Consider the following 23,118-nt stretch of genomic DNA (forward strand, 5'->3'; position numbering starts at 1 on the left):
CGAATCGCACTGCCCCGGTAGTGAAAAGGACATCACGGAGGTCTCCGGAACCTCAGGTCCGGGTTCGATTCCCGGCCGGGGCACCAAAATCCGGACTACGCGCAGCCCAGAAATTTGCTTCCGACGGCTTGGGTGCGTTCAGCTACTCGGGGTTCTTCGGCCAGCGGTTCGGAGTGCTTGTATGACGGCGGACAGAGGCAGGAACATCGGCTTTGGCGCTGGACGCTCGTCGAGCGTTCCCTCGATCACTTCCAGCTCAACGAATCCATAACGCGAATAATAATTTTCCGCCGCCGGCTTCGCGTCGACGACCACGCCGACACAGCCAACTTTGTCGCGAAGTTCAATCGCGACCGAGAACACGGTGCGCATAAGATGCTCGCCGACACCCTTCCCCTGAGCGTTTCGATCGACGGCTAACCGAGCGAGCCTGAGAATCGGAAGCGGATAGTCGGGCAATTTCTTCCGCAGGCCGCGGGAGATGTTCTCGATCTCTACATGCCCGACAGTCACGGTGGCAAATCCGAGAATTATCTCACGCTCGACGGCTATGTAGGTGGTGCCGATGTGATGGCGGAACTGGTTTTGGCCAGCGTATCGGTGGAAAAAGAGGTCGAGTTGATCGTCACCGGACTGGAACGAACTGCGGTTGTCTTTTTCTCGAAGGAGGCGAACCTCAATCGCCACCGCGCATCAGCTCCACGAGCCCACGCGTTGGCTTTCGCCTCCCGCTGACCATCGTCGCGATCTTGCGCCCGCCAGCGGCACTCACAACCAGACGCGGCGGAATGATAACGCTGGCGGGAAGCTCCTCCAGTGCCTGGATGTGATGAAGGAGCGCGTTCTCGATCAGGAATTGTTTCTTGACTCCGTGGGCGCGTGAATAGCGTTCTAGCAGCTGCCTCGTGCCCTGTGAAATTTCGGCTGAAATCTGCATAGCCTTACGTATCCTTTCCTACTAAAACGTAGAACGTCACCGCTTTGAGGTCAAGTCGGCCGGCATTCAACTCCGGTCAGAGCGCCGGGACTACCTCGGCGGCGAGCTGTTCCATCTGTTCGACGTGGTCGAAGACCGGGTCGAGCAGGAGGTGCTGCGCGCCTGCGCGGACCAGTTCTCCGAGTTTGTCGACGCATTCGGCGCGGCTGCCGTAGATCGAAACGCGCGGCGCCATGTCCGGAAATTTGTAGCGGGCGCCGAACCATCGACGCAGGCGTTGCTCTGCGCGATCGCGATTATCGTCAACCGCGATATACACGCGCTTGGAGATGGAAAAAGTTTTGGGATCGCGTTTCGCCTCGGCCAGCAATCGACGAATCCATTCCATGTGCTTAACGAATTCCGCCGAGGATGACGATCCCGGCCCCATCCATCCGTCGGCGAGGCGTACGGCGCGTTTCAATCCGAGTTCGGTCCGCGCGCCGAACCAGATTGGTGGATGAGGTTTCTGTGCCGGTTTCGGCACCATCGGGACGTCCTTGAAATTCCAGAAATCGCCGCTGACGGTGGCCTTGGGCTGAGTCCATAATGCCTTCATTACTTTGACGCCCTCGACGAAGCGGCGCGCGCGATGCTCGCGCGGCACGCCGAAAATCTCGTGGGGCGTGGTCTCGCCGCCGATGCCGACGCCGACGATTAGACGGCCGCGGCTCAGCTGATCGAGGGTCGACAGCGTCTTAGCCAGTTCCACCGGATTGCGGACGACAGTGAGAAGCACCGCGGTGCCGAGGCGCACTCGCGAAGTCAGCGCCGCGACGTAAGTGAGCAGCGCGACCGGCTCGAGAATGGCGGCATCGGAGATCATTTGCTCCTGCACCCAGAGGCTGTCGTAGCCGAGAGCTTCAGTGCGGACGACGAACTTGCGAATGAGATCCAGGTCGATGTGCGACTGTTCGAAGGTTTGTGGGATCGAAATCCCGCATTTCGTGCTCATTGTGGAGCCTCCTGGTTCACAGATACTTCTATGCCGCCCTCAGAAGTATCGCACGCTGATCGGGCTTTGCCGAGGAGACGCAGTCCCACTGAGCATCTCGCGCAACTTTGCGCGCGCTCGATTCGATCAGCCCTTCTTGCGCTTGAAGAACTCGACCTGGCGGAGTCGTTTGGCGGCCTCGGCGCGAGTCTTGTAACCGCTGCCGAGATTCTTGCCCTTTTTCGAAACCACTTTGTATCCGCTTTTGTCCTTCTTGATCATTGATGCACCTCACTGGAGTTAATGGGTCCTCTGCCGAAAATCCGTGAGTCGAGTGAGCATGCGCCGGCGCCGACGCTTATAAGGAAGAGCAGGCTCATCGTCATCGCGAAGTCGGTGCGCGCATCGCTCACCATGAACCAGAAGCCCTGACCTGGATGGAACAGCTCCGGAATTTTGGTGGTCGCGATCGCGGTCAGGATCACAATCAATAACGGAATGCTCGCTAGCCTGGTGAAAAGTCCGACTAGAACTAGAAGCCCGCAGATGATCTCGACCGCGCCGACGAAGTGAGCGGTGAAATCCGGCATCGGGAATCCGATGCGAGTAAAGCGCAGCACACCCATGTGCGGATCGGTGTATTTGAGAATCCCCTGGGTGAAGAAAATCAACCCGACCGCGATGCGAATAAATATGATGCCGCGAAGGTTCGAAGGCGACGTCAGAAGTGATTTCGGCCTATCCACCAACAGGGAGCCTTCGAAATGAAAAATCAGACCTTGGGCGGTGCTGCCGCGGTGAACTGGGCCAAGTCCGCCACGTTGAGATCCGTCTCGATTTGACCGATCTGCTTGACGGCGTCGTCGAAACCGTCGTGGCCGAATTGCTGGCGCTCGATGTCCTCGAATTTATCGCCCATCTTCTCGTAATCGCTCTGACTGAGCGACTTGTGCCACGCCGGAAAAATGATCGTGTCCTCGCGCGCGGTATGCTCCTGGTACATCAGCACGAACGAATCGAGCGCGTCGGGCAAACCTCGCGAATCGGCCAGCTTCTGTCCGCCGGTCTGGGACATGATGAAATCGGTAATTTCGCGTCCGCGCTGATGCTGAGCCAGGAGCGTGTCGACGTAGTGCGCGAGGTCGGGACTGTGTCCCTTGACCGCTGGAAAAATAAACGGCTCCTCGAGGCGGCGTTCGTGATAATCCTCGCCGAACTGACGGAACAGAACGGCGGTCTGGTGCAGCGCGGCGGGAGAAACGCTCGCCGGATCGGTTCGTAGTTTGGGCGCCGCGAGCGCATAGACCAGCAGCGCGCGGCGCAGGACGCCATGCTCGCGCATCAGGTCCTCGTTGGCGCTGACTTCCTCACCGCTTTCGCCTAATGCCTTGCATCCCGCGATTGGCAGGGTCCCGGCGAGGACGGTGGCAGTTCCAAGCGCAACGACGAATTCCCTTCTGGTTTTCATCTGAATCCTTCCTCAATCTATGGCCGGTTTACGAAGGATGCCCGCGCGGATTGTGATGGCGAGCTATACATTTATTTTTGTGCGCTGGTTGATTCGAGGCAAATCGGGCAGCGCCTCGCGTTATACTGATAGTATGATTTCGCTACTCCTTCGCCAATGTAATTCCTACGCAACCTACTGTACGGCGGTAAAACTTACTGTACGCTTTATCTTTTGCTCCCTATTGCGTCTCTTACAGATGTTTTAATGCCCTATATATCTCACGTAACGTTTAGTCTTGCTTTGAGCCGCGTTTGGCGTCAGAATCTGCGCCTATGAAAGGAAATACCCAAGATCAATTGAATGTCGCATCCCGGGAAGAACGCGCGATCGTCGATGAGATTCGAAACGACCGCGAACTGATCCGCCGCCTCAGCATAACCCCGCAGGAGCTCGAGGCGCTGTCGAAGTGCGCGCTGCTGGGAACGCTGACCTGCAAGCAGGATATGCTTTTCATCCTGCGGCAGATTCGCGAGGCGACCAGTCCGACGATCGATCATGTTGCGCTTTTTCCGCAGCCGCCCGAGACGACGGAGCTCGACGAAGAGCGCGGCCCGGACCTGCGCCAGCGCCATCTGACGGCTCGGGTTGCGCCGATGATCATCCCTGAGCCCGGTTCGATCGACAGTATCGTTCGCCGGCGCCTCCCGCAGCAGTTCGGCGTCTTTGTCTGGGTGCTGGTCCTGGCCGTGGGGCTCGGGTGGAACGCGTTCATCTTCATGTCGCGATGGCACGACAACTTCACGACCAACTTTGGTCCAGCAGTCAGCCAGGCTCCCGCTTCTGACGCATGGTACAGCAAGTTCGACCATCTCCACGTCCTGCTTTTCTGGGAAGTTCTATTGGTGGGGGCTATCGCGCTTCTGATTCACCTCAAATCCCAGAGAGACTCCCGCCGCTTCAAGATTCGACCGGGTCAGCGCCAGCGGTAGGCTTGGGTCCGGCCGCGCGATTCCGATTGATCCGCGAAAGGGACGCTTGATGCCGTCCCTTTCGTTACCCTAAGATTCGTTCGTCGTACTTAGTAGAGGTCGCGGGATGGCGGACACCACCAAAGCGGGACTGCGGCAGGTGATGCCGAGCCTGTTCAACGGGATCGCGACGGCGATTGCCGCGGCCGCCGGCTTGATCGGCCTGCTTCACCAAGTCGGCTACCTCGGTAACCATCCGCGCATCAGGTCCGGTATCGAAGCGAGCGCTCACGCGCATCCGCGAATCCTCGATCAAGCGGTGCCGTTGGCTGCCGCGGACACCACTGCTCGATCCGGCCTGCCGGTAAGCGGCGGCGATAATCACGCGGTCGCGACGGCGGCGCCCATCCACAGGAACTTGAACGGCGCGTGGCGCGACATGGGCTCGAATTGTCATCTGATAAAACAGACCGGACGTGACCTGACGGTTTCCAGCTACTTCGCGGACAACGGCCGGCTGTGGGCCGTGGGCAGCGGGACCGTTAAAGGACGCACTGTCTCGGTGCGGATAAACGCCACGAACCCGGCCTCGCTGGTGGCTGATATGATCCTCTCCGACGACGGCCACGAGATGTCGGGGATGATCAAAGGAACGAAGGGCGCGCACGTCGCGCGGTGGCGTTTCGTCGGCCCTTCGTGCATCCAGACTGCGGCGTCACGTCCCGATTAAACAGTCGCCTGTGGACCTCACGCGATGCTGCGCCAGAATTCCTGCAGCAGCACGCTCATCAGCTTGGGATGCTCCTCGGGGAAAAACAGCTTTGCGCGCGGCACCATGATCAACCGCTTCACGCCGCCGATATTGTTCTTGAGCCACTCCGGCGATTTCAGGTCGAACGCGGTGTCGGCCTCGCCCCATGCGATCAGCGTCGGCACCTTGAGCTCGCGCAATTGCGGCGCGATCGACGTCAGCACCTTCAAGTTGCCGAGATTCAGAAAGCGCCGCATGCTGTCGCTCCTCTCCTCCGACGACAGCAGCGGCTCGAAATATGTCGTGAAGGCCTCGTCGGGGATTCGCTCCGCGTCCTCGTAGACCGACGCGAAGGCCTGGCGCGCGATGTTCGGCGCACCGAGCATCGCCTTCATCCCCACGACGATCGACGGGTCAGCGAACTGGTCGAACGCCGCTTTCAGCATCGCGTTGGGCCACAGGTCGTGGACTTCGCAGTTGGTGAGCGTGAGGCTGCGCAGGCGTGACGGATAATGCGCGGCGAACACCTGGCTGATGCTCGCGCCGCTATCGTTGCCGACCAGATCGACCTGCGACAATCCCATCCGGTCCATGAACGCCGCGATCATGGTAGCCTGCTGGTCGAAGCCGAGGTTCTGGTCTGCTTTGATTTCGGTATAACCCAGGCCCATCAGATCGAGCGCGATACATCGCCGCGCCGGCGCGAGATCGTCGAGCACATCGCGCCACGCGAAGCCGTTGACGGGGAAGCCGTGGATAAACAGCGCGACTGGTCCCGAGCCTTTTTCGACGTACGCGATTAGGCCGAAGGTGGTGTCCGCGAATTTGCGCGCCTGATGGAACTCTGCTGCTTTCATTGCTAGCCTGCCTCCTGTTAATTTTCGATTTGAGAGCTAGTCAACATACTAACGGTATGTATGTGACATGATAACGGTATGACGGTCAAGAGCCGCAAGCTCGAACAGTCCCAGGCCACCCGCGCCGCGCTCATCAAGACCGCGCGCAAGCTCTTCGCCCGCGTCGGATACGCCGGGACCGATATCGAGACTGTGGCGCGCCGCACCCGAGTCACCCGCGGCGCGCTTTATCATCATTTCAAAGACAAGCAGGACCTGTTCTCGTCCGTGTTCGATCTCGAGGAGCAGAACCTCACGTCGATGGTCGCCCAGGCCGCGGGATCGCAATCGAGCGCGTTTGACGGGATGCTCGCCGGCTGCAACGCATTCCTCGACGCGTGCCTCGATCCAGCCGTGCAGCGCATCGTGCTGATCGACGCGCTCGCGGTGCTGGGGTGGGAGCGATGGCGCGAAATCGACGCCAAGTACAATCTGAGCCTGGTGATGAGCGCGCTGGAGGCGGCGATGGAACAAGGCGTCATCGCGCGCGGCCCGGTCGAGCCCCTGGCGCATCTGCTGATGGGCGCAATCACCGAAGCCGCAATTTTTATCGCGCACGCCGACGACAAGCCCGTCGCGCGGCGCGAAGTCGGCGAAAACGTCGCCCAACTGCTGTCAGGCCTCCGCATCGACACTCGAAAGGGCTAGTCGTACAACTGACGACAGGAGAACTGCGATGGAATATCGAATTACGCAGGGCAGATTGGAGATTGGCAAGTTCTCGCTTTATTACGAGCGCATCGGCGCTGGAGCGCCGATCATGTTTCTGCACGGGCTTGGTGGGAACCATCTTTCGTGGTGGCAGCAGGTGCCCTACTTCATGCGATCGTTCGAATGCGTCACGGTTGACCAGCGCGGCTTCGGGCTGTCGCCCGATCCCGACGGCCTGTTTAATCGCGCGCATGCGAGCGACCTCGGCGCCCTGCTCGACTATTTGAAGATCGACCAGGCGGTGCTGGTCGGGCAATCAATGGGAGGCTGGACTATCGTCGGCTACGCGCTCGAGCATCCGGATCGCGTTGCTGCGATGGTGATGGCGGACACGCCCGGCGGAATCTTTACGCCCGAGATGAAGTTCGAGCGGCTGCGCGCGCCGATGCCGGTGGATGCGTCGCCGCCGATCGGATCGTTGCCGACGTATGCCGCCGACTATTTCACCAAGCATCCCGAGATGGCTTTTCTGTACGACGAAGTTCGGACTCTCGGCGCACGCCCTCCGGCCGACGCGGGCATGCGGATTGTCAGCCTGCGCTACGACCTTGCCGCTGTGAAGCAACGCCTGACGATGCCGATACTTTGCATGGTGGGCGAGGAGGACACATTGATCAGGCCGGACATCGTGCGGGCGCTAGCGTCGGCGCTGCCGAATTCGCGCCTGCGCACCGTGCCCGGCAGCGGCCATTCGGTCTATTTCGAAAACGCTGCGGTGTTCAATCAACTGGTGCGCGATTTTCTGGTGGAGGTCGGGTACCCGAACTAGCTTTCTACGAGATTGTCCCCCTTCCCTCGAGGGAAGGGGTTAGGGGTTAGGTTCACTCGCCGGCGCCGCTGGTATCTCCGAACAGTGCGCGCTGGATCATTGGAAACAAATCGCGCTCTTCACCATCGATCAGATCGTCCAGACATACGGCGAACGCGGTCAGCGCGGTGCCCGCTTTCGTCACATCCTCATTGAATCCCGTGATGAACGAGGTCGCGTCGACGGTTCGCGCAAGCTCGCGCAGCCGGGCGTGTTGTTCGCAGGTGCGCAGGATCAGATCAGGTGGGAAGTTCGCTTGCGACTTCATCCACGGGAGAACGATATCTTCTTCACTGGAAAGGTGATGCGTGATCACCATCTTAATGGCGTTCCAGGCCTCAGCCGCTTCTGCTCGCAGTACGATATCCGCCGGCTGGCGCGCGACCACCGCGCCCGCAACCGCCGCGTTCAGCATGCATTCGCCAAGTTTTGAATCCTCTTTACTCAATCGCGCGAGCGCATCTTCGATCGCGGCGCACCTTTCGGGCGCATCCAGATAGCGTTTGTTGGTCACCATTGCGATTCCTTCATTTTCCATCCACATACTGGTAGAGCACCTAACGTGCCAGCGAAAACCCTAGATTCCACGGAACCCTTCTCGCACAATGAGGAACGCATTCTCGCAACGCGAAGTGGTTCTCGCGAAATGAAACGAAATTCGCCAAAATTCGTCGATTTGTTAGGTGGATGGCACAGGACTATACTTCGGCCTATGAGTCGTATCGCAAATGGCCTCGCAGTCTTCGGGCTGGCGGTCGCCCTCGCAGGATTATCCGCTTGCGAGCCAGTGCAGAACCCGAACGGAATTGAGGCCGGCAAAGCGGCGTCGTTGGGGAGCTCGAATAACTACGGCTCCGGCTCGATGCCGATGGCGTCGAGTTCGGGCACTGTTGCCGGCGGCACGATCGATTCTCCGCAAAGCCAGGGTCTCTCCGATTACCTCAAGCATCATTCGCTGCCGCTGGTCGGCGCGCAGGTTGTTACCAGCCCGAGCGGCGGCAAGCAGGTAATACTGTTCGGTTTCGTTGCGAGCGATTTCGGCAAGACCGACGCTGAGCAGAAAGCGCGTCATTATCTGAAGGACTCGTCATTGGTGGTCGATAACCGGATCAAGATAAGTCCCGAACTGGCGGGCGCTCAGGGCAGCTCGGGCTCGACATCAAACGGACTCCCGCCCGACAATATGATGCCGTCCAGCGGCTCCGATCCGTACGCTTCGTCAGGCTCGATCCAGGATTATCAGAACAACGAACCACCCGGCGCGCAGGCTTACCAGGCGCAGGGGATGCAGCAACAGTATCAGCAATACAACAGCGCGCCGCCGAGTATGCTGACGACAATACTTCCGATGCTGCTGGGCGGCGGTATGACTTTGGGCGGTGGTAGCGGCGGTTTCGGCGGAGGTATGGGCGGAGGCATGGGTGGATTCGGTTCCGGCTACGCGCCTGGCTATGGTAGCTATGGGTATCCGACTTACCCACCGCCGATGCCGAATTCGGGATTTGGCGCGTCTGGAATGCCCTTCTGATTCGACCGCGCGTTTCCGATCAGACGGTCCCGTTATCTAGCCAGCTTGAATCGCTCGCCAAGGAAAACCTGGCGCACTGCGTCGCTGGCGACAATATCGCGCGGCTTGCCTTCGAACAGAATTTTGCCCGAGTGAATGATGTACGCGCGATCGATGATCGACAGGGTCGCGTGCACGTTGTGATCCGACATCAGCACGCCGATGCCGCGCTCTTTCAGATACGACACGACGCGCTGAATCTCGACGACGGTAATCGGATCGATTCCGGCGAACGGCTCGTCGAGGCACAGGTAAACCGGATCGAGCACCAGCGCGCGCGTGATTTCGACGCGGCGGCGCTCGCCACCTGACAGGACGCCGGCCTTCGACTTCGCGAGCTTGGAAATACCGAGTTCGTCGAGCAGCGTCTGCAGGCGCGCGTAACGCTCCTCTTCGGTGAGCGGCAGGGTTTCGAGAACGGCGAGCAGGTTTTGCTCGACGGTCAGCTTGCGGAAGACGCTCGGCTCCTGCGGCAGGTAGGAAATTCCGCGGCGCGCGCGCTGATAGAGCGGCAGGGTCGTGATGTCCTCGCCGCTGAACATAATGCGCCCCTTGTCGGGCTTGAGCAGTCCCACCAGCATGTAGAAGGTGGTGGTCTTGCCGGCGCCGTTGGGACCCAGGAATCCCACGACCTCGCCCGGCTTGACGACGACGTTGACGTTGTCGACCACCGCGCGGCCGCCGTAAACCTTGATCAGGCCTTCGCCGCGAAGCGCCAGGTTTTCGGCCTGTTCGGCCGAGCCTTCAATATCACCGGGTTTTAGACGTTCAACTTTCGCCATGCTCGAATGCCGCTCGCGTCGCAGCCTTAAAACTTACCGGCTTTGACCGTGATATGCACGCCTAGCCGTTTTTCTCGATGCGCTCGAATCGGCGCTGTGGTAAATTGCGGCGCCATGGCTCGGCAAGTTCGTGATCGCGTTCAGCCCGTTCAGCTTCGCGGAATGCTCGCCGTGGATGGTGCGCTTCTGCACCAAGATACTGCCGGACCTCGAGTCCGCGATTGGTTACATCGACCGTCATTTTCCGTGAGGGGAGAAGTTCAGTGGTCAAAAGTTTGTGTTTCGCCGGCGGGGTAATCTTCGGGGTCGTGCTCGCATGCGCCGCATGCTCACAGACTCCCGCCTACAGCACCAGTTCTTACGGTCCGGTGGAGGGAGGCCCTGGCTACTACGGTGGACCCCCGCCAGCAGGCCATCCTGAAATCTCACAAGCAATGAGCGCGCTGCAGCACGCGAAATACGTACTACAGGACAAAGCTGCGAATGACTATCACGGGCATAAGGCCAACGCGATCGGATACATCGACAACGCGCTCGGCGAACTGCAAACCTGCATGTCGATGCCATAGTCAGTCGATTACTCAGTCGAGAAGCGATCCGATCAGCAGCGTGACGGCGAGCTCCGAGTTGCCGAGTTTTGATCGATTCCAGAGGACACTGCGCTCCGGGAACAGCAGGCCCTCGCCGGGCTCCAGGATGACGCGAACACGCCCGGACTCGGCCTTGAACGCCATCGCGGCCTTCTCGTCGTCGAGGTTGATACACGCGACCAGCGCCCCAACTGCGCCGCCACCAAACCGCATCGGATTACTCGGTACCAGCGCTCGATCGTGATTGCCGCCGGAAGCCGCCACTGTCATCAAGAATTCGCCCGGCTTGATCCAGTTCTTGTAGGTCAAATACTCGACCATCTCGCGAGCGTAACCTTCAAAGCCCGGGGTGAAATCCTCTGCTTCAGCCAGACTCCACCATCGCTTCAGCAGGTGTCCGGGTATGCCGATGATCGACAGGTCGCCGCCGTCGTCCGCGCACATCGCGGGCAGTTCCTTTGCGTTGACCGCCCGCCATCCCGTCGAGTTACGAATTTGCAGCCGCTCCGCCAGCGTCAGCCGGCCTTGGTACCGCGGCGCGTGACCAATCTTCACTGAGTCAGGCGGCGTCGGTGGCGGCGCCAATCGGGTTTTGCAGCTTCGCGACAATCACATCGACGATTGCCTTACGATTCAAACGGCAGAACATGGTCTCGGTCGAATCAAAGGAACCATTCTCGAAATACTTATTCACCGGCGCGCCGCCGCCGCACAAACTATAATACTCACATGTCTCGCGGCACTTACTCAGACCGCGCGCGATATCACTACTCATATTGCGGAATTTGTCGCTGTTGATCGCGGACTCGAGTGTATCTGTATTCACATTGCCTATTGCAAAATCGCCGTAATGACTACTGCTGAGACCGAGCAGTTCCGGCGAGTAGGTAGTGAAGTTGCCTTCGCAATCCACACTCAGAATCGAGCACGGCGAATTTTCCTGGGTTGGCGGAAAGTCTTCGTGCCGGTTGCCGTTCAGGATCATCGGAACCATCGAGTCGAACTCGCGCACGCTGAGGGCCAAGTCGTCACGCGCGACCAGGTCGAAAAATCGGCCGATGAAACGCCGGAAACGGCTCTCGACGCCCGCCGTACCCAGCGTCGACGCGGCGTGCGGCCCTTCTATCTCCTCGATATTGAACGCGACCTCTCTGATCTCGTTATCGACGTAGAAATCGTACAGTTCGTCGGCGTAGTCGAGCGACTCGCTGGTGAGCACAGAGATCACATGGAATGGAACGTTGTTGCTCTGCAGTTTTCGGATGCCTTCCATGACCCGATGTTGAGTGCCGGCGCCCTTGCGGGTTTTCCGATTGCCATCGTGAAGAAACGCCGGCCCGTCGATACTGACGCCAACGTTGACCTGGTGCTCCTTAAAAAATTCGCACCAGGCATCGTCGATCAGCACGCCGTTGGTCTGGAACGATTGGCGGACTTGCACACCGCCAGGATTGTGCGCGCGGGCAATCTCGATCGCGCGTTGGTAGTAGGCGACAGGCAGGACCATCGGCTCGCCCGCGTGCCACACCACGGTAAATCCCTGCTCTACGATTCCGCTTGAAAAGACGAATTGAAAAACGCGATTCAGCGTCGCGTCGGACATCCTGCGCTTCGAGTCCCGATCGGGAAGGTAGCAGTAAGTGCAATCAAGATTGCAAAACGGAGTCGGCTGCAGGACAAGAAGCTCGAGCGGCCCGGCGATTCGCCATCTATTGCCCGCAGCCATCTTGAAGTTCGCCCGACGCCGCGCGGCCCATGCCGAATAGCGATCCGCTGGCAGGTGCCGCTGAAACTACCAATTGCGCCAGTTGCGCCAGTTGTGCCAGTTCGGCCAGCCCCATCCGCGCCATCCACCGTTGCGCCAATTGCGCCACCACGCCAGTTGGATTTTCGAATCACCCTGCTGCAAATTAGCGTTCGCGTCCTGCGCCTGCGGATGAATTTTATCGACGCGATTCTGAAGGGTATCGGCGGGATTGTTATCCGCGATATTGGCATCGGCCGGGATCGCACTAATTATCGTCGTCGCGAGCGCGATAGTGCTGGCACCCGCGGTGATTAGTGTGTGAAGCCGTTCTTTAAGCTTGCTGCGGACGGCTGGTTTGTCGGATTCCAAAGGTTCCTCCTTTAGGGAACTCAATCCCGGTTGCGTAGGCTAGTCGTCGAAATCCTGCCATCAAGTCTTTCGATCTAACGATTCCTTATCTCCATTGTCAACCGAGCCCTTAGCTAGATTACGCACGCGACTCGCGCCGGTTACGGTTGACATCTGCAATTTTGTTTCAGTAGGATTTCTCCATAGCGCGTGTGCAGTTCTATCGTCTTCCGCCCATCGTCCTTTTCAGGAGGTTCCACACCATGAGGTTACGGCCGACACTTTCCGCGGCATTCCTGGGCTCAGCTCTTCTCGGCGCAAGCCTCTTCGTGATGGCTGCGGATGATTCGCATCCGCCGCCGCCGGCTAATCCGGAATATTCGCAATGGGCTCACTTCAAGCCGGGCACCTATGTGACCCTCGAGCGAAAAGTGTCTGAGCATGGCGAGAACCATGTCGGCGTCGTGGAAGCGATGGCACATCCGCCCGGCGCTGAGGTCATGCGCATCAACACCAAGATGGTCGATCTCGACAAGGACAAGGCCGTCCTCGAGGAAACCAGAATCGATCTGGGCGACGGCAGCGAAACCCAGATGCCGGCTGACAAGGTGACGCTCTTCGCCAATGGTCAGATCAGCAACGCGAGCGATTCGATGTGGGAGCCTTCGAAGCCGGAAACTGTCACAGAAAAAGAAGGCGACGAGGACGTGACCGTAATGGGCAACAAGCTCAAGACTCATTGGGTCGAGACCACGATCAAGACGGGCAATGAGGTATCCACCGCGAAGGACTGGCTGTCGGATGATGTCCCGGGCGGCCTGGTCAAGGAAGAAACCAGGAAGACCTGGAATGGAAAGCTGCTGGTGGAATCAGCGACCAAGGTGATCGATTACAAATTGGGTAGCTGATCGATTAGCTTACTCAATCAGTCAGCAATCTCAGCCGGCGATGACGTATTCATCGCCGGCTTTTTTTCGCCTACTGTCCCTCGTCGCCGTGGGATGCTACTCCCTATAAGTCGTGGGTGATGATTTCGACAGTGAGCGCTTTCCGGGAAATTTCTACCAGGGGATGATCCTCAAGCTCGACCGCGCGCGCGGCCGCGGCGTAGTGCGATCGCATAGCGGTAAGGAAATTCCTTTCGAGTTTCCGTTCGTATCGGTCGCGGGCGCGCGAATCGGCGGCACGATGCCGGGGATCGATCTGATTCGCGAAGGCGACATCGTCGGATTCGACGTCGGATGGACCTCCAAAGGCCTGCGCGTCACCAACATCCATCCGCGCGACGCGTCGCGCTGATAGGGCAACCTAACCCCTAACCCCTTCCCATGGTGGGAAGGGGAACAATCGCGAGGAGAGGAGCGGCAGCGGGATTCTTCGCTTCGCTCTAGAATGACACAAAGACAGAACTTGAGAGCGAAAGGTCGTTCTCGACATTTCGCGATTTCCTATCACTGGGTGCAGGGGTCACCCCTGCCGAAGGAAGCGTGAAACCCACCGCGGGTTTCACATTCGATTCGTTAGGGTTCAGCGTTTGCGCTGATACATGCGCCACGTCCTTACGCCTAGCGGATATAACTCGCCTAAGATTTCGTAACCCCTCGAGCTGTAGAACGCGACGTTGGCCTCGGTCATCGTCTCGAGGTAGACGCCTGCTATTTCAGGCCGTGCCTTTGCTTCGAGCGCGATCCTATCGACCAGGGCCTTGCCGTAGCCTTTGCCCTGGAATGGCGGATCGCATCCGAGCACCTGCAAGTACAGATGCGGTTCTTTCGGATGATTGTTAGAGAGTACGCTGACCAGATTCAGCCCGCGCCAGAGGCCGCCCATTCCGATCGCGCGAATCATGCGCGGCATCTGCCCGAGACCGGTCGCGACCATATTGAGTGCGCCGGCATGCCCGATACCTTCGGTCATCGCGGCGGCGACGACGCGTCCGTTGTCGTCAACGATGCCGAACACCGGCTGTCCGGAACGGCGCTCGATCGCCAGCATCCCGCGAAACAGGTCGGCGAGATGGGTGGCGCGATCGACCGGGTCGGTAATATCCGGAATTATAGCCTTGAAGGTCGGGTCGTTGATGAAGGCGCGGCCGAGCGAGTCGGCGGCCTGGTCATGCTGCTCGGGGTAGAGAGCGGTGACGTACGGTTTTCCATTTTCGGGCATTGGTTTCGATACCTCGATTCAATTCGACGGCCGCGTGAGCGTGTGCGAGACCGCATCATGCCATCCGGCGAGCAATCGTTCACGATCGGCGGTCTGCATTTTCGGCTTGAACACGTCCGCACCTTTCACAAGTGCGAGCATTTCATCCGGCGACTTCCAGATTCGTACGGCCAGACCCGCGAGCATCGCGGCGCCCATCGCGGTGGTCTCCGCAATCTTCGCGCGGCGCACCGGCTTGCCAAGGATATCCGCCTGGAACTGCATCAGATAGCGGTTCGCGGTGGCGCCGCCGTCGGCACGCAGCTCGCTCATGGGATGCGCCGTGTCGGATTCCATCGCAACAATTACGTCGCGCACCTGGTAGGCGATACTGTCGAGCGTTGCGCGCACGATATCGGCGCGAGTGGTGCCGCGCGTGATTCCCATGATTGCACCGCGCGCATTCGCATCCCAATACGGCGCGCCGAGTCCGACAAACGCGGGCACCACGTAAGGCTGCGAGCGATCTTTATTTTTCGCAACACTGGCGCGCGCCTCTGCATAGGTGTCGGCGGCATTGCGCACCAGCTTGAGGCCGTCGCGAAGCCATTGCACGGCAGCGCCCGCGATGAACACGGAACCCTCGAGCGCATACGCAGGCTCGCCGGCTGGACCGAGCGCGGTGGTCGTGAGCAATCGATTTTTCGACGGCACCATCTTGTCGCCGGTGTTCATCAGCAGGAATGCGCCCGTGCCGTAGGTCGCTTTCGAATCTCCTGCAACGACCGCGCCTTGCCCGTACAGGGCAGACTGCTGGTCGCCGATCACCGCTGCGACCGGAATCGCATGCGGCGCGATTGTACCCGGCGCCGTCTCGGCCAGCGGACCGCGGGAGCTGACCGCGCGCGGCAACATCTCGCGCGGCACGTCGAGCATCGCGACCATCTCGTCGTCCCATTCGCGGCGCGCCAGGTTGAACATCATCGTGCGCGACGCGTTGGTGTAATCGGTCACAAACTCCGCTCCGCGCGATAGCTTGTACAGGAGCCAGGTGTCGATATTGCCGAAACACAGCTCGCCGCGCGCACCGCGCTCGCGCAGTCCGGGCTTATTGTCGAGCAGCCACTTGAGCTTGGTGCCGGAGAAATAAGGATCGATGAGTAGACCCGTGTGCTGCGCGACGTCGGGCTCGCGATCGCGCAAGGCGTCGCAGATATCGGCGCTGCGGCGGCACTGCCAGACGATCGCGCGATAGACCGGCCGTCCGCTGCGCCGCTCCCACACCACGAACGTCTCGCGCTGATTGGTGATGCCGATTCCGGCAATCGCGGACGCCGACACCTTCGCCGCCGAGATAGCTTTCTTCGAAAGCGTTACGACCGAGCGATAGATCTCTTCAGGATCATGCTCGACCCACCCCGGCTTCGGATAGAACTGCCGTATCTCGGCGTAGGCGCGCCCGCGAATCCGCCCGCGCCCGTCGACGACGAAAACGGTAGTGCCTGTGGTTCCCTGGTCGATCGCAAGTATCACCTGAGGCATCGCGAAATTTCTCCCGCGCCAATCTGACAGACGATGAATTAAATGTGAAACCCGCCGTGGATTTCACGCTTCCCTGGGCAGGGGTGACCCCTGCACCCAGTGCCAAGAAAAAAGATGCGCTAATCGCTGCTCTGGGGCTTGGTCATCATTTTCAATGCGTCGCCGACGTTGAAGCTGCCCGGCTTTTGGCGTGGCGGAAACTCCTGGAAGGTCTGGAGATAGCGGCCGACGATCGCCTGCGCGGGGACCATTACGAATAGGTGCTCGATGAACCATTTGTCGTAGTCACCCGCCTCTTCTTCTGAGCGTTCGAAGGGATCGGATCGCAGGTTGAACAGCTTAGGCGCGCGCAATGGAGTTAGCGGCTGCATCCACACCTCGAGACCGTGCGCGTTCTGCTCCATGAATACGGCCTTGTACTGATCGTAGCGGAGGCCGGCAAAATCACCGTCGTCCGTCCAGTAGAAGAATTCGTGGCGCTTGTCGTGAGCATTGCCCGCGAGAGTGTCGCGCTGATCGTAACCATCGAGGTGCACCTTGTAGGTCTTGTCGCCGATGCTCATACCCGCAATTAGCTTGCTCTGTATGTCGGGCTCACCGGCAGCGGCCATGAGAGTCTGAACCCAGTCCTCGGCCGATACGATGTCATTGACCTCGCTATGAGGTTTGACCAGCCCGGGCCATCGCACGAGCGCCGGCACACGATAGCTACCCTCCCAGTTGGTATTCTTCTCACCGCGAAACGGCGTAGTGCCGCCGTCCGGCCAGGTGAAGGTTTCGGCGCCGTTGTCAGTCGTGTAGATGACGATCGTATTGTTCGCGATCCCGAGGTCGTCGAGTTTCTTCAGCAGCTGACCCACCTGGCCGTCATGCTCGACCATCCCGTCCGGATAGATTCCGAGGCCGGTCTTACCCTGCGACTCAGGTTTGAGGCGAGTCCAAATGTGCATGCGGCTCGAATTGAACCATGCGAAAAACGGCTTCTTCTGATTGTTTGCGCGATCGATGAAATCGAGGGTCGCGTCGAGGAATTCCTGGTCCACGGTCTCCATTCGCTTCATCGTGAGCGGACCGGTATCGGTGCAGCTCTGCTTGCCCCATTTGCCGAAGCGGGGATCTTCGCCCGGAGTCTCGGTATCGGTCGCGGTGCATCGCAGGACGCCGCGGGGACCGAATCGCAATCTGAATTCTGTATTCTTGGGATAGTCGGGATGCTCCGGCTCGTCTTCGGCATTGAGATGGTAGAGGTTGCCGAAAAATTCGTCGAAGCCATGGACTGTCGGCAGGAATTCGTTGCGATCGCCAAGATGGTTCTTGCCGAATTGACCGGTCGCATATCCTAGCGGCTTGAGCAGCTCGGCGAGAGTCGGATCCTTGTCTGACAGACCCTCCTTCGCGCCCGGCAGCCCCACCTTCAGAAGACCGGTGCGGATCGGGCTTTGGCCGGTGATGAACGCGGCGCGGCCGGCGGTGCAGGATTGCTGACCGTAGTAGTCAGTGAGAATCGCGCCTTCGTTGGCGATGCGATCGATGTTGGGCGTGCGGTATCCCATCATGCCGCGGTTGTAGGCGCTGATGTTCCAGTAGCCGATGTCGTCGCCCATGATCACCAGGATATTCGGCTTGTCGCCGGCAGATGCGGCGCGCACAAATATTGAGCCGATGATTGCGACGATTACTAGCGTGATCGTGAAACGCTTAACGATCCAATTGAGCATCAGATGCTCCTCCTGCTGATGGCATTTTCGTTCAACGAGATGCGTACAGATTGGTTGATCTCGAGGGGGGGGCGATATTGTACCTTGGTACAACATCGCGCAGAACCTGAATTATCTCGATTGTCGTATCTCGGCATAAGCGCGCCCACGAATCCGTCCGCGCCCGTCGACGACGAAAACCGTAGTGCCGGTGGTTACCTGGTCGATCGCAAGTATCACCTGAGGCATCGCGATCTTTCTCCCGCGCCACGGTTGCTCATACGCGAAGGTCTCATGACAGGCGCAGAATGCCGGCGCAATTGCGCCTGATTGGATCGGCTTGGTCGCCGTCGTGCGCGCGGATATTTGTCTAGCTTGTAGGAAACCATAGGCTCTATGGACTAACTGTCGCGCGACTTAGCTCAATATATTGTGATTTACCTCGTAGCGATGCCTCAATATTGCCTATCTATTGGTAACTGAAAAGAGCATTAGCAATTGGGTCAACTTTCGTTGCAACTGAGGCAACCTTTTGGTTGCAACGTAGCCATGTGTAGTGATATATGCCAGAAAGTATCCATAAGAAACCAGTGGCACAGACCATGCGAGACGTTCCAAATGTCCCAATAGAGATCGGGGAAGTTCTAATCAATTAGATTGGATGAGGTTAATCCTATTTTGCCCGCGAAATCAGGTGCCTCGAAGCCAAGATGGCCCCAGGGTTTCACCGCCCTAGAATTCGCCTTGGTCGCGTCGGTGTTCTTCCTGTTGCTTTTTGGGGTGATGGACTACGGATGGATGTTCTTCGCGCAAATGAATGTGCAACAGGCCGTCGATGACGGAGGCCGATTCGCGTCCACGGGGAATCATACGACCGTTACCACGGGTGGAACGCAGACCACTCTTTCCCGCTTACAGTCGATCATCGGTACGATTCAGAACGAGATAAGCGTGCCGGGCATCAACGTCCAGCAGAACCTCATAGTTTGTAGCGACCTTGGCGGATGCAGCAACTCCGGTGGCTCTGCCCCAGCTGGCGGCCCGGGAGATACCGTTACGTTGACGCTCACGACCAGCCTGCCGCTATTCACGCCTGTGCTCGCGGCACTATTTAGCGGGGGAGCTTATACGTTCACCGCGAGCACTACTTTCAAGAATGAGCCGTTTAATCCAAGCGAGACCAACTAGGGATATGCGAAACATGCAACAGTTTCACCGGTCAGGCCGCGCGAGGTTTATGGCTCGCGAGTCCGGGCAGGCATCTGTTGAGCTCGCCTTTACAGTTGTCCTGCTGCTGGTTCTCATGTGTGGAGCGATCGATTTCGGGCGCGCCCTGAATGATTTGCAGACCATGGCGGATCTGACCCGGCAAGGCTCGAATCTGGCATCACGCGGCACGACTTTGCCGGAGGCAGCCGCAGCGGTGATTTCGGGAGAATCCGGTTTGGATCTGGCCAACCACGGGGTGGTAATCATCACCTCAGTCACCAACAACAGCAGTGTCTTTACGATTAGCGGCCAAGCTTCACAAGGGCTGCTTGCTCAATCCAGTAAGTTAGGGACCGGAGTCGGAACCAACGTAACCAACACATTACCGGCAGCGGCGGAGAGCTCGCTTCAGAACGGACAGACTATCTTCGTTACCGAGATATTTTACGCGTTCACGCCCCTCACCCCGATAGGAACTCTCACGAATAACGCCATCAACTTGCCGTCAACGTTGTACAATTCCGCATACTTTTAAGGGACAGGGACGAGGTCGATCTCTCATGGATCAGAAAAAAATTGACAAAAGCGAGCACGGCCAAATCCTGGTGTTGCTTTCGATCCTCATACCGATGCTGATCATATTCGTCGGCCTCGCGATCGACCTTGGTCTTGCCTATGTCACCAAGACCACCCTTTCGAAGTCAGTAGATGCCGCCGCGCTTGCTGCTATGCGTAACCTCAACCAGGGCCAGTCTATCGCTACAGCTGACGCGAGGAATGCGTTCACCGCCAACTATCAATCAGTGCCGGGCCTGGGTACTACTCCGACACCTACAATTACCTGGTTTACCAGCTCACCGTGCACCTCGGGTAACACTTGTGTTACGATTGCCGCCACCGCCACCATAAGCACCTACTTCCTCCGAGTATTGGCAGTACTGCCAGGAGTCGGGAGTTCCCTGAATACAACGAGCATCACCATTAGTGCCACGGCCCAACGCAACCCGCTGGTTATGTCGCTGGTGCTGGACAGATCCGGCTCGATGAATCTCAACGGCGGAGCGACGGCCCTCCCCCCCGCTGTGACCAACTTCATAACCTATTTCGACGAGGGCATCGACAACGTGGCCGATGTCAGTTTCTCGTCGGTCGATTCCGTCGATGTGCCAATGACAACGTCGTTCCAGAGTCCGATTAACAGCGCGGTCGAGGGCATGGCCTTCGGCGGCGGCACTTTCGCCCAAGCCGGCTTGCAGGATGGATTTGCTCAGGTCCTGACTCAGCCCTCAAGTCCAAACATAATCAGGGTAGTGGTCTTTTTTACTGACGGATGGGCCAACACCGACGGACTTCCGACCAACGTCACTACTTCAACCGCTTCCACCACTCACGACGTTCTGAATTGCACTGGCACCGCGACGAAACCGTCCAAGACTCCTATGAACTATGGCGGCTGTGCGCCTTTAGAAGCTGCTGCAGGCTGGTGTAGCGGATTCTTTTTTATGAATCCGAGCAATGGGAATACCACGACTTGTCCCAATGCGACGACGTTTCCAGCACTGGACGGTGGAGGTAACGCGCTCTCTCCGGTCAGCACCGCGCAGCAGAATGTGGCCAACGATGCGACCTACCGCACCGAACAATTGGCAAATAACATGCGCAATAGCACAAACAATATAACGATTTATTCGATAGGGCTGGGGGACAAGATCAACCAGGCCTACCTGCAGGATGTCGCCAACGATCCTGACGCTGCCACCTACAACTCGAGCCAGCCGCAGGGAGAGGCGGTCTTCGCGCCTAGTGCGAGCCAGCTGAATGCGGTGTTCCAGACGATCGCCTCGAAGGTTCTACTGCGGCTCTCGCAATAGCAGAACTCTACGTGGTCGCGGGGTCGATTGGTTCGCCGTCGCGGGTTGCGATTAGATGGGGCGGGATTGCTCGGAGCAGGGGGACGATTACTGCGGTGGCCAACGTTGTGATGATTACGGCGGAGGCGAAGCCACCCTTCGAGTAGATCCAGCTGCCGAGCAGGTTGCCGACGTTGCCGGCAATGGCGAACATCGAGGTGTTCGCCAGCATCATCGCGGTTCCTTCCAGGCCTTTGGGGCACGAGCGCATGATCAGATCGATGTAGGCTGCCGTGGCGAAGCCACCGAAGAGGCCGTACAGGATTGCGACGATGATCGTGCTCACCGGTCCTATCGCGAGGAACATGATTGGGCCTTGAAGGATCGCTACTATCGTTCCCCACCACAGCAGGCGCGAGAGCGGCTCGCGCGTGCACAGATAGCCGTACAGCAAAGTCGTCGGCAGGAAGAACAACGACTGGAGCGCGGTGAAGGTGCCGAATAGTTCGCTCGAAATCCCGACGTGCTCGGTCAGGTGATAGAACATCGGCGTGCCCCATCCCGGGCCGAAGTTCCACAGGAAGTAGATTGCGGCGGCCGGCCACAACGGGCGATGGCGGATGAGGCGCTTGATCGCGGCGAAGCCTTTTTCACGGGGGCCGAAGTCGCTCTCGAAGTCGCTGGCGGCCTTCAGGCGCCAGAAGGCTTGCATCGCGATCACGATCGTCACCGCGCCTGCGATTAGAAAGGTGCCGCTCACGGAAGCATGCGCGACCAGCCATCCTCCGGCCAGCGCCGAAATCACCGCGGGGGTGAAATAACCGAAGCCGAACACGACGCTCAGCCGCCCGGTCATCCCGTACGCCTGCGCCACGCCCGTCATCAAGGCCTGCGCCGATGAGAAAATCATCACGTATGCGATGACGATGACGAACACCAGCGCGAGCAGCTTGAAATAGTCGATGGTCGAGGCGGCCAACCACAGGTACCCGCTCGTGGCGACTAACGCGCACGCGAACAGGTACTGGCGATCGCCCCATTTCGCGCTGCGCCATCGATCGCGGATGAAGCCGAACAGGAATCCGGCGCATACGGGAATTGAGGCGATCGCGAGGAACAGCGCAAGCCGCACGGGCGAGAGATGAAGGCGATCTTTCAGAAAATAGTTAATCGGAATTCCAGCGATGCCGAACGGCGATCCCAGTCCGACTGCAATATTCAGAATCGCGAAGTACGCGAGGACTTCCCATTGCATCGTCGAGCCGCCGGCGCTCGGCGGTTCGGGGAGGCTCGCGCTTTCGTCGCGCGCGGAGAGGTCTTCGACTTCCATTGAGTACTCAAGGCATCACTATATGTAATTTATTTGATGGTTCCGAATGTGTGGCGGATTGGAAAAATGGGGCGGTGTATAATTGAGGTCGGGGTTGAGGCCCAGAACCGTCACCTAACCCCGCTGCGGAAGGTGGGACCCTCACCGCGCCGTTGGCGCGGCCTCTCCCGCAACTAAGCGGGCGAGGCGGGTAAACGGTCGCGCGGAACGCTACATCCTAACTGGGGCGAGGGATCAGGCAATTGCTTGCCTCGTATGTTGGCTGAGGCCATTATAAGCGCGCTTGCCACACCCTCTTTTCCAGAGAGTCGCAATGGATTTGATTCATGAGTGAGTTGCTTGAAAAGAAAGAGGACCTGATTCGCTACTTCGAGGAAGGCGGCAAGCCGCGCGCTCAATGGCGGGTTGGATCCGAGTACGAGAAGGTCGTCGTCCGCACAGCTGACGGTACCGCTATCCCCTACTCCGGCGCCGGCGGCGTCGAGGATCTGCTGCAACGGATGGCGGCTGACTACGGCTTCGAGCCCGAGGACGAGCATGGGCATATCCTCGCGCTTAAGAGCGACCGATCGGCGATTACGCTCGAGCCCGGCGGTCAGGTCGAGTTGTCAGGCGAGCAATGCGACAGTATCCACTGCGCTTACGACGAGTTCGCGACGCACGTACAGCAGCTGATCGAGGTGACCAACAAAATCGGCGCGACGGTGCTCGGCCTCGCGATGCAGCCGGTCAGTCGTATCGATCAGATCGAGCTGCTGCCGAAGGCCCGCTACCACATCATGTACCCGTACATGGCGCGCAAGGGGAAACTCGGCCA

General features: G+C 58.9%; 28 protein-coding genes and 1 tRNA gene. 13 read left to right on the forward strand and 16 right to left on the reverse strand.

Annotated features, from left to right (window positions below):
* Positions 1-11 precede the first annotated feature (11 nt).
* A tRNA-Arg gene (locus WB650_RS20110) sits at positions 12-86 on the forward strand.
* A 52-nt stretch (positions 87-138) separates the two neighbouring features.
* Here the strand turns inward: WB650_RS20110 and WB650_RS20115 are convergent.
* From WB650_RS20115 to WB650_RS20140, 6 genes are all read right to left on the reverse strand, one after another.
* A complete protein-coding gene (locus WB650_RS20115; RefSeq protein ID WP_423961788.1) occupies positions 139-687 on the reverse strand; it encodes a GNAT family N-acetyltransferase in 549 nt (182 codons plus the stop codon).
* Positions 677-937 (reverse strand): hypothetical protein, encoded by a 261-nt coding sequence (locus tag WB650_RS20120; protein WP_423961790.1) that lies wholly within the window; start codon positions 935-937, stop codon positions 677-679. The genes WB650_RS20115 and WB650_RS20120 overlap by 11 nt, the downstream gene beginning before the upstream one ends.
* 76 nt (positions 938-1,013) lie before the next feature.
* Positions 1,014-1,931, reverse strand: a complete 918-nt coding sequence (locus WB650_RS20125) for an LLM class flavin-dependent oxidoreductase (RefSeq protein ID WP_423961792.1) — start codon at positions 1,929-1,931, stop codon at positions 1,014-1,016.
* A gap of 126 nt (positions 1,932-2,057) precedes the next feature.
* Complete coding sequence (locus WB650_RS20130) at positions 2,058-2,192, reverse strand: hypothetical protein (protein ID WP_422296429.1); 135 nt, start codon at positions 2,190-2,192, stop codon at positions 2,058-2,060.
* Positions 2,189-2,656 (reverse strand): DoxX family protein, encoded by a 468-nt coding sequence (locus WB650_RS20135; protein ID WP_423961794.1) that lies wholly within the window; start codon positions 2,654-2,656, stop codon positions 2,189-2,191. The genes WB650_RS20130 and WB650_RS20135 overlap by 4 nt, the downstream gene beginning before the upstream one ends.
* 26 nt (positions 2,657-2,682) lie before the next feature.
* Positions 2,683-3,378, reverse strand: coding sequence for a hemerythrin domain-containing protein (locus WB650_RS20140; RefSeq protein ID WP_422303832.1), 696 nt, complete (start codon positions 3,376-3,378; stop codon positions 2,683-2,685).
* Between the two features lie 338 nt (positions 3,379-3,716).
* On the opposite strand from WB650_RS20140, the gene WB650_RS20145 reads away from it, so the two are divergent.
* Both WB650_RS20145 and WB650_RS20150 read left to right on the forward strand, forming a co-directional pair.
* Positions 3,717-4,349, forward strand: coding sequence for a hypothetical protein (locus WB650_RS20145; RefSeq protein ID WP_422300822.1), 633 nt, complete (start codon positions 3,717-3,719; stop codon positions 4,347-4,349).
* Between the two features lie 106 nt (positions 4,350-4,455).
* Entirely contained in the window at positions 4,456-5,058 is a 603-nt protein-coding gene (locus WB650_RS20150; protein WP_422300821.1) for a hypothetical protein, read from the forward strand.
* Positions 5,059-5,075: 17 nt separating this feature from the next.
* Here WB650_RS20150 and WB650_RS20155 read toward each other — a convergent pair whose 3' ends face one another.
* Positions 5,076-5,936: an alpha/beta fold hydrolase gene (locus WB650_RS20155; protein WP_422300820.1), complete on the reverse strand. Its 861-nt coding sequence runs from the start codon at positions 5,934-5,936 to the stop codon at positions 5,076-5,078.
* Between the two features lie 78 nt (positions 5,937-6,014).
* Here WB650_RS20155 and WB650_RS20160 point away from each other — a divergent pair, with 78 nt between their 5' ends.
* Complete coding sequence (locus WB650_RS20160) at positions 6,015-6,623, forward strand: TetR/AcrR family transcriptional regulator (protein WP_422300819.1); 609 nt, start codon at positions 6,015-6,017, stop codon at positions 6,621-6,623.
* Between the two features lie 28 nt (positions 6,624-6,651).
* On the forward strand, positions 6,652-7,455 hold the full coding sequence (locus WB650_RS20165; RefSeq protein ID WP_422300818.1) for an alpha/beta fold hydrolase: 804 nt from the start codon (positions 6,652-6,654) through the stop codon (positions 7,453-7,455).
* 52 nt (positions 7,456-7,507) lie between these two features.
* Here the strand turns inward: WB650_RS20165 and WB650_RS20170 are convergent, their stop codons facing one another.
* A complete protein-coding gene (locus tag WB650_RS20170; protein ID WP_422300817.1) occupies positions 7,508-8,011 on the reverse strand; it encodes a hemerythrin domain-containing protein in 504 nt (167 codons plus the stop codon).
* A gap of 195 nt (positions 8,012-8,206) precedes the next feature.
* Between WB650_RS20170 and WB650_RS20175 the strand changes: the two genes are divergently transcribed.
* The gene (locus WB650_RS20175) at positions 8,207-9,022 is read left to right on the forward strand and encodes a hypothetical protein (protein WP_422300816.1); all 816 of its coding nucleotides are present in this window, start codon (positions 8,207-8,209) and stop codon (positions 9,020-9,022) included.
* Positions 9,023-9,054: 32 nt separating this feature from the next.
* Here the strand turns inward: WB650_RS20175 and lptB are convergent, their stop codons facing one another.
* Positions 9,055-9,843 carry an LPS export ABC transporter ATP-binding protein gene (lptB, locus tag WB650_RS20180; protein ID WP_423961797.1) on the reverse strand — a complete coding sequence of 263 codons (789 nt, stop codon included), beginning with the start codon at positions 9,841-9,843 and terminating at the stop codon, positions 9,055-9,057.
* A gap of 263 nt (positions 9,844-10,106) precedes the next feature.
* On the opposite strand from lptB, the gene WB650_RS20185 reads away from it, so the two are divergent.
* On the forward strand, positions 10,107-10,412 hold the full coding sequence (locus tag WB650_RS20185; RefSeq protein ID WP_422300651.1) for a hypothetical protein: 306 nt from the start codon (positions 10,107-10,109) through the stop codon (positions 10,410-10,412).
* Between the two features lie 12 nt (positions 10,413-10,424).
* On the opposite strand, the gene WB650_RS20190 is transcribed toward WB650_RS20185, so the two are convergent.
* From WB650_RS20190 to WB650_RS20200, 3 genes are all read right to left on the reverse strand, one after another.
* Positions 10,425-10,988: a hypothetical protein gene (locus WB650_RS20190; RefSeq protein ID WP_422300650.1), complete on the reverse strand. Its 564-nt coding sequence runs from the start codon at positions 10,986-10,988 to the stop codon at positions 10,425-10,427.
* 4 nt (positions 10,989-10,992) lie between these two features.
* Positions 10,993-12,159 (reverse strand): cyclophane-forming radical SAM/SPASM peptide maturase GrrM/OscB, encoded by a 1,167-nt coding sequence (grrM, locus tag WB650_RS20195; RefSeq protein WP_422300649.1) that lies wholly within the window; start codon positions 12,157-12,159, stop codon positions 10,993-10,995.
* Between the two features lie 66 nt (positions 12,160-12,225).
* A complete protein-coding gene (locus WB650_RS20200) occupies positions 12,226-12,549 on the reverse strand; it encodes a hypothetical protein (protein ID WP_422300648.1) in 324 nt (107 codons plus the stop codon).
* 242 nt (positions 12,550-12,791) lie between these two features.
* Here WB650_RS20200 and WB650_RS20205 point away from each other — a divergent pair, with 242 nt between their 5' ends.
* Both WB650_RS20205 and WB650_RS20210 read left to right on the forward strand, forming a co-directional pair.
* Positions 12,792-13,436 carry a hypothetical protein gene (locus WB650_RS20205; RefSeq protein WP_422300647.1) on the forward strand — a complete coding sequence of 215 codons (645 nt, stop codon included), beginning with the start codon at positions 12,792-12,794 and terminating at the stop codon, positions 13,434-13,436.
* A gap of 112 nt (positions 13,437-13,548) precedes the next feature.
* Positions 13,549-13,827, forward strand: a complete 279-nt coding sequence (locus tag WB650_RS20210; protein ID WP_422300646.1) for a hypothetical protein — start codon at positions 13,549-13,551, stop codon at positions 13,825-13,827.
* Between the two features lie 228 nt (positions 13,828-14,055).
* Here WB650_RS20210 and WB650_RS20215 read toward each other — a convergent pair whose 3' ends face one another.
* The 3 genes from WB650_RS20215 to WB650_RS20225 form a co-directional block, all read right to left on the reverse strand.
* Complete coding sequence (locus WB650_RS20215) at positions 14,056-14,694, reverse strand: GNAT family N-acetyltransferase (protein ID WP_422300645.1); 639 nt, start codon at positions 14,692-14,694, stop codon at positions 14,056-14,058.
* An 18-nt stretch (positions 14,695-14,712) separates the two neighbouring features.
* The gene (gene glpK / locus WB650_RS20220) at positions 14,713-16,215 is read right to left on the reverse strand and encodes a glycerol kinase GlpK (protein ID WP_422300644.1); all 1,503 of its coding nucleotides are present in this window, start codon (positions 16,213-16,215) and stop codon (positions 14,713-14,715) included.
* Positions 16,216-16,334: 119 nt separating this feature from the next.
* Complete coding sequence (locus WB650_RS20225) at positions 16,335-17,933, reverse strand: arylsulfatase (RefSeq protein WP_422300643.1); 1,599 nt, start codon at positions 17,931-17,933, stop codon at positions 16,335-16,337.
* A 657-nt stretch (positions 17,934-18,590) separates the two neighbouring features.
* Between WB650_RS20225 and WB650_RS20230 the strand changes: the two genes are divergently transcribed.
* The 3 genes from WB650_RS20230 to WB650_RS20240 are packed head-to-tail and all read left to right on the forward strand — an operon-like array spanning position 18,591 to position 20,992.
* Entirely contained in the window at positions 18,591-19,100 is a 510-nt protein-coding gene (locus tag WB650_RS20230) for a TadE family protein (RefSeq protein ID WP_423961802.1), read from the forward strand.
* A 49-nt stretch (positions 19,101-19,149) separates the two neighbouring features.
* On the forward strand, positions 19,150-19,656 hold the full coding sequence (locus tag WB650_RS20235; RefSeq protein WP_423961803.1) for a TadE/TadG family type IV pilus assembly protein: 507 nt from the start codon (positions 19,150-19,152) through the stop codon (positions 19,654-19,656).
* 25 nt (positions 19,657-19,681) lie between these two features.
* On the forward strand, positions 19,682-20,992 hold the full coding sequence (locus tag WB650_RS20240) for a VWA domain-containing protein (protein ID WP_422301133.1): 1,311 nt from the start codon (positions 19,682-19,684) through the stop codon (positions 20,990-20,992).
* 7 nt (positions 20,993-20,999) lie between these two features.
* Here the strand turns inward: WB650_RS20240 and WB650_RS20245 are convergent, their stop codons facing one another.
* On the reverse strand, positions 21,000-22,301 hold the full coding sequence (locus tag WB650_RS20245) for an MFS transporter (protein ID WP_423961805.1): 1,302 nt from the start codon (positions 22,299-22,301) through the stop codon (positions 21,000-21,002).
* A gap of 326 nt (positions 22,302-22,627) precedes the next feature.
* On the opposite strand from WB650_RS20245, the gene WB650_RS20250 reads away from it, so the two are divergent.
* Positions 22,628-23,118: glutamate-cysteine ligase family protein (locus tag WB650_RS20250; RefSeq protein WP_423961807.1), on the forward strand; the 491-nt coding region annotated here is incomplete at its 3' end.

The organism is Binatus sp. (SeqCode) (genome assembly GCF_049584895.1).
Lineage (GTDB): Bacteria > Desulfobacterota > Binatia > Binatales > Binataceae > Binatus.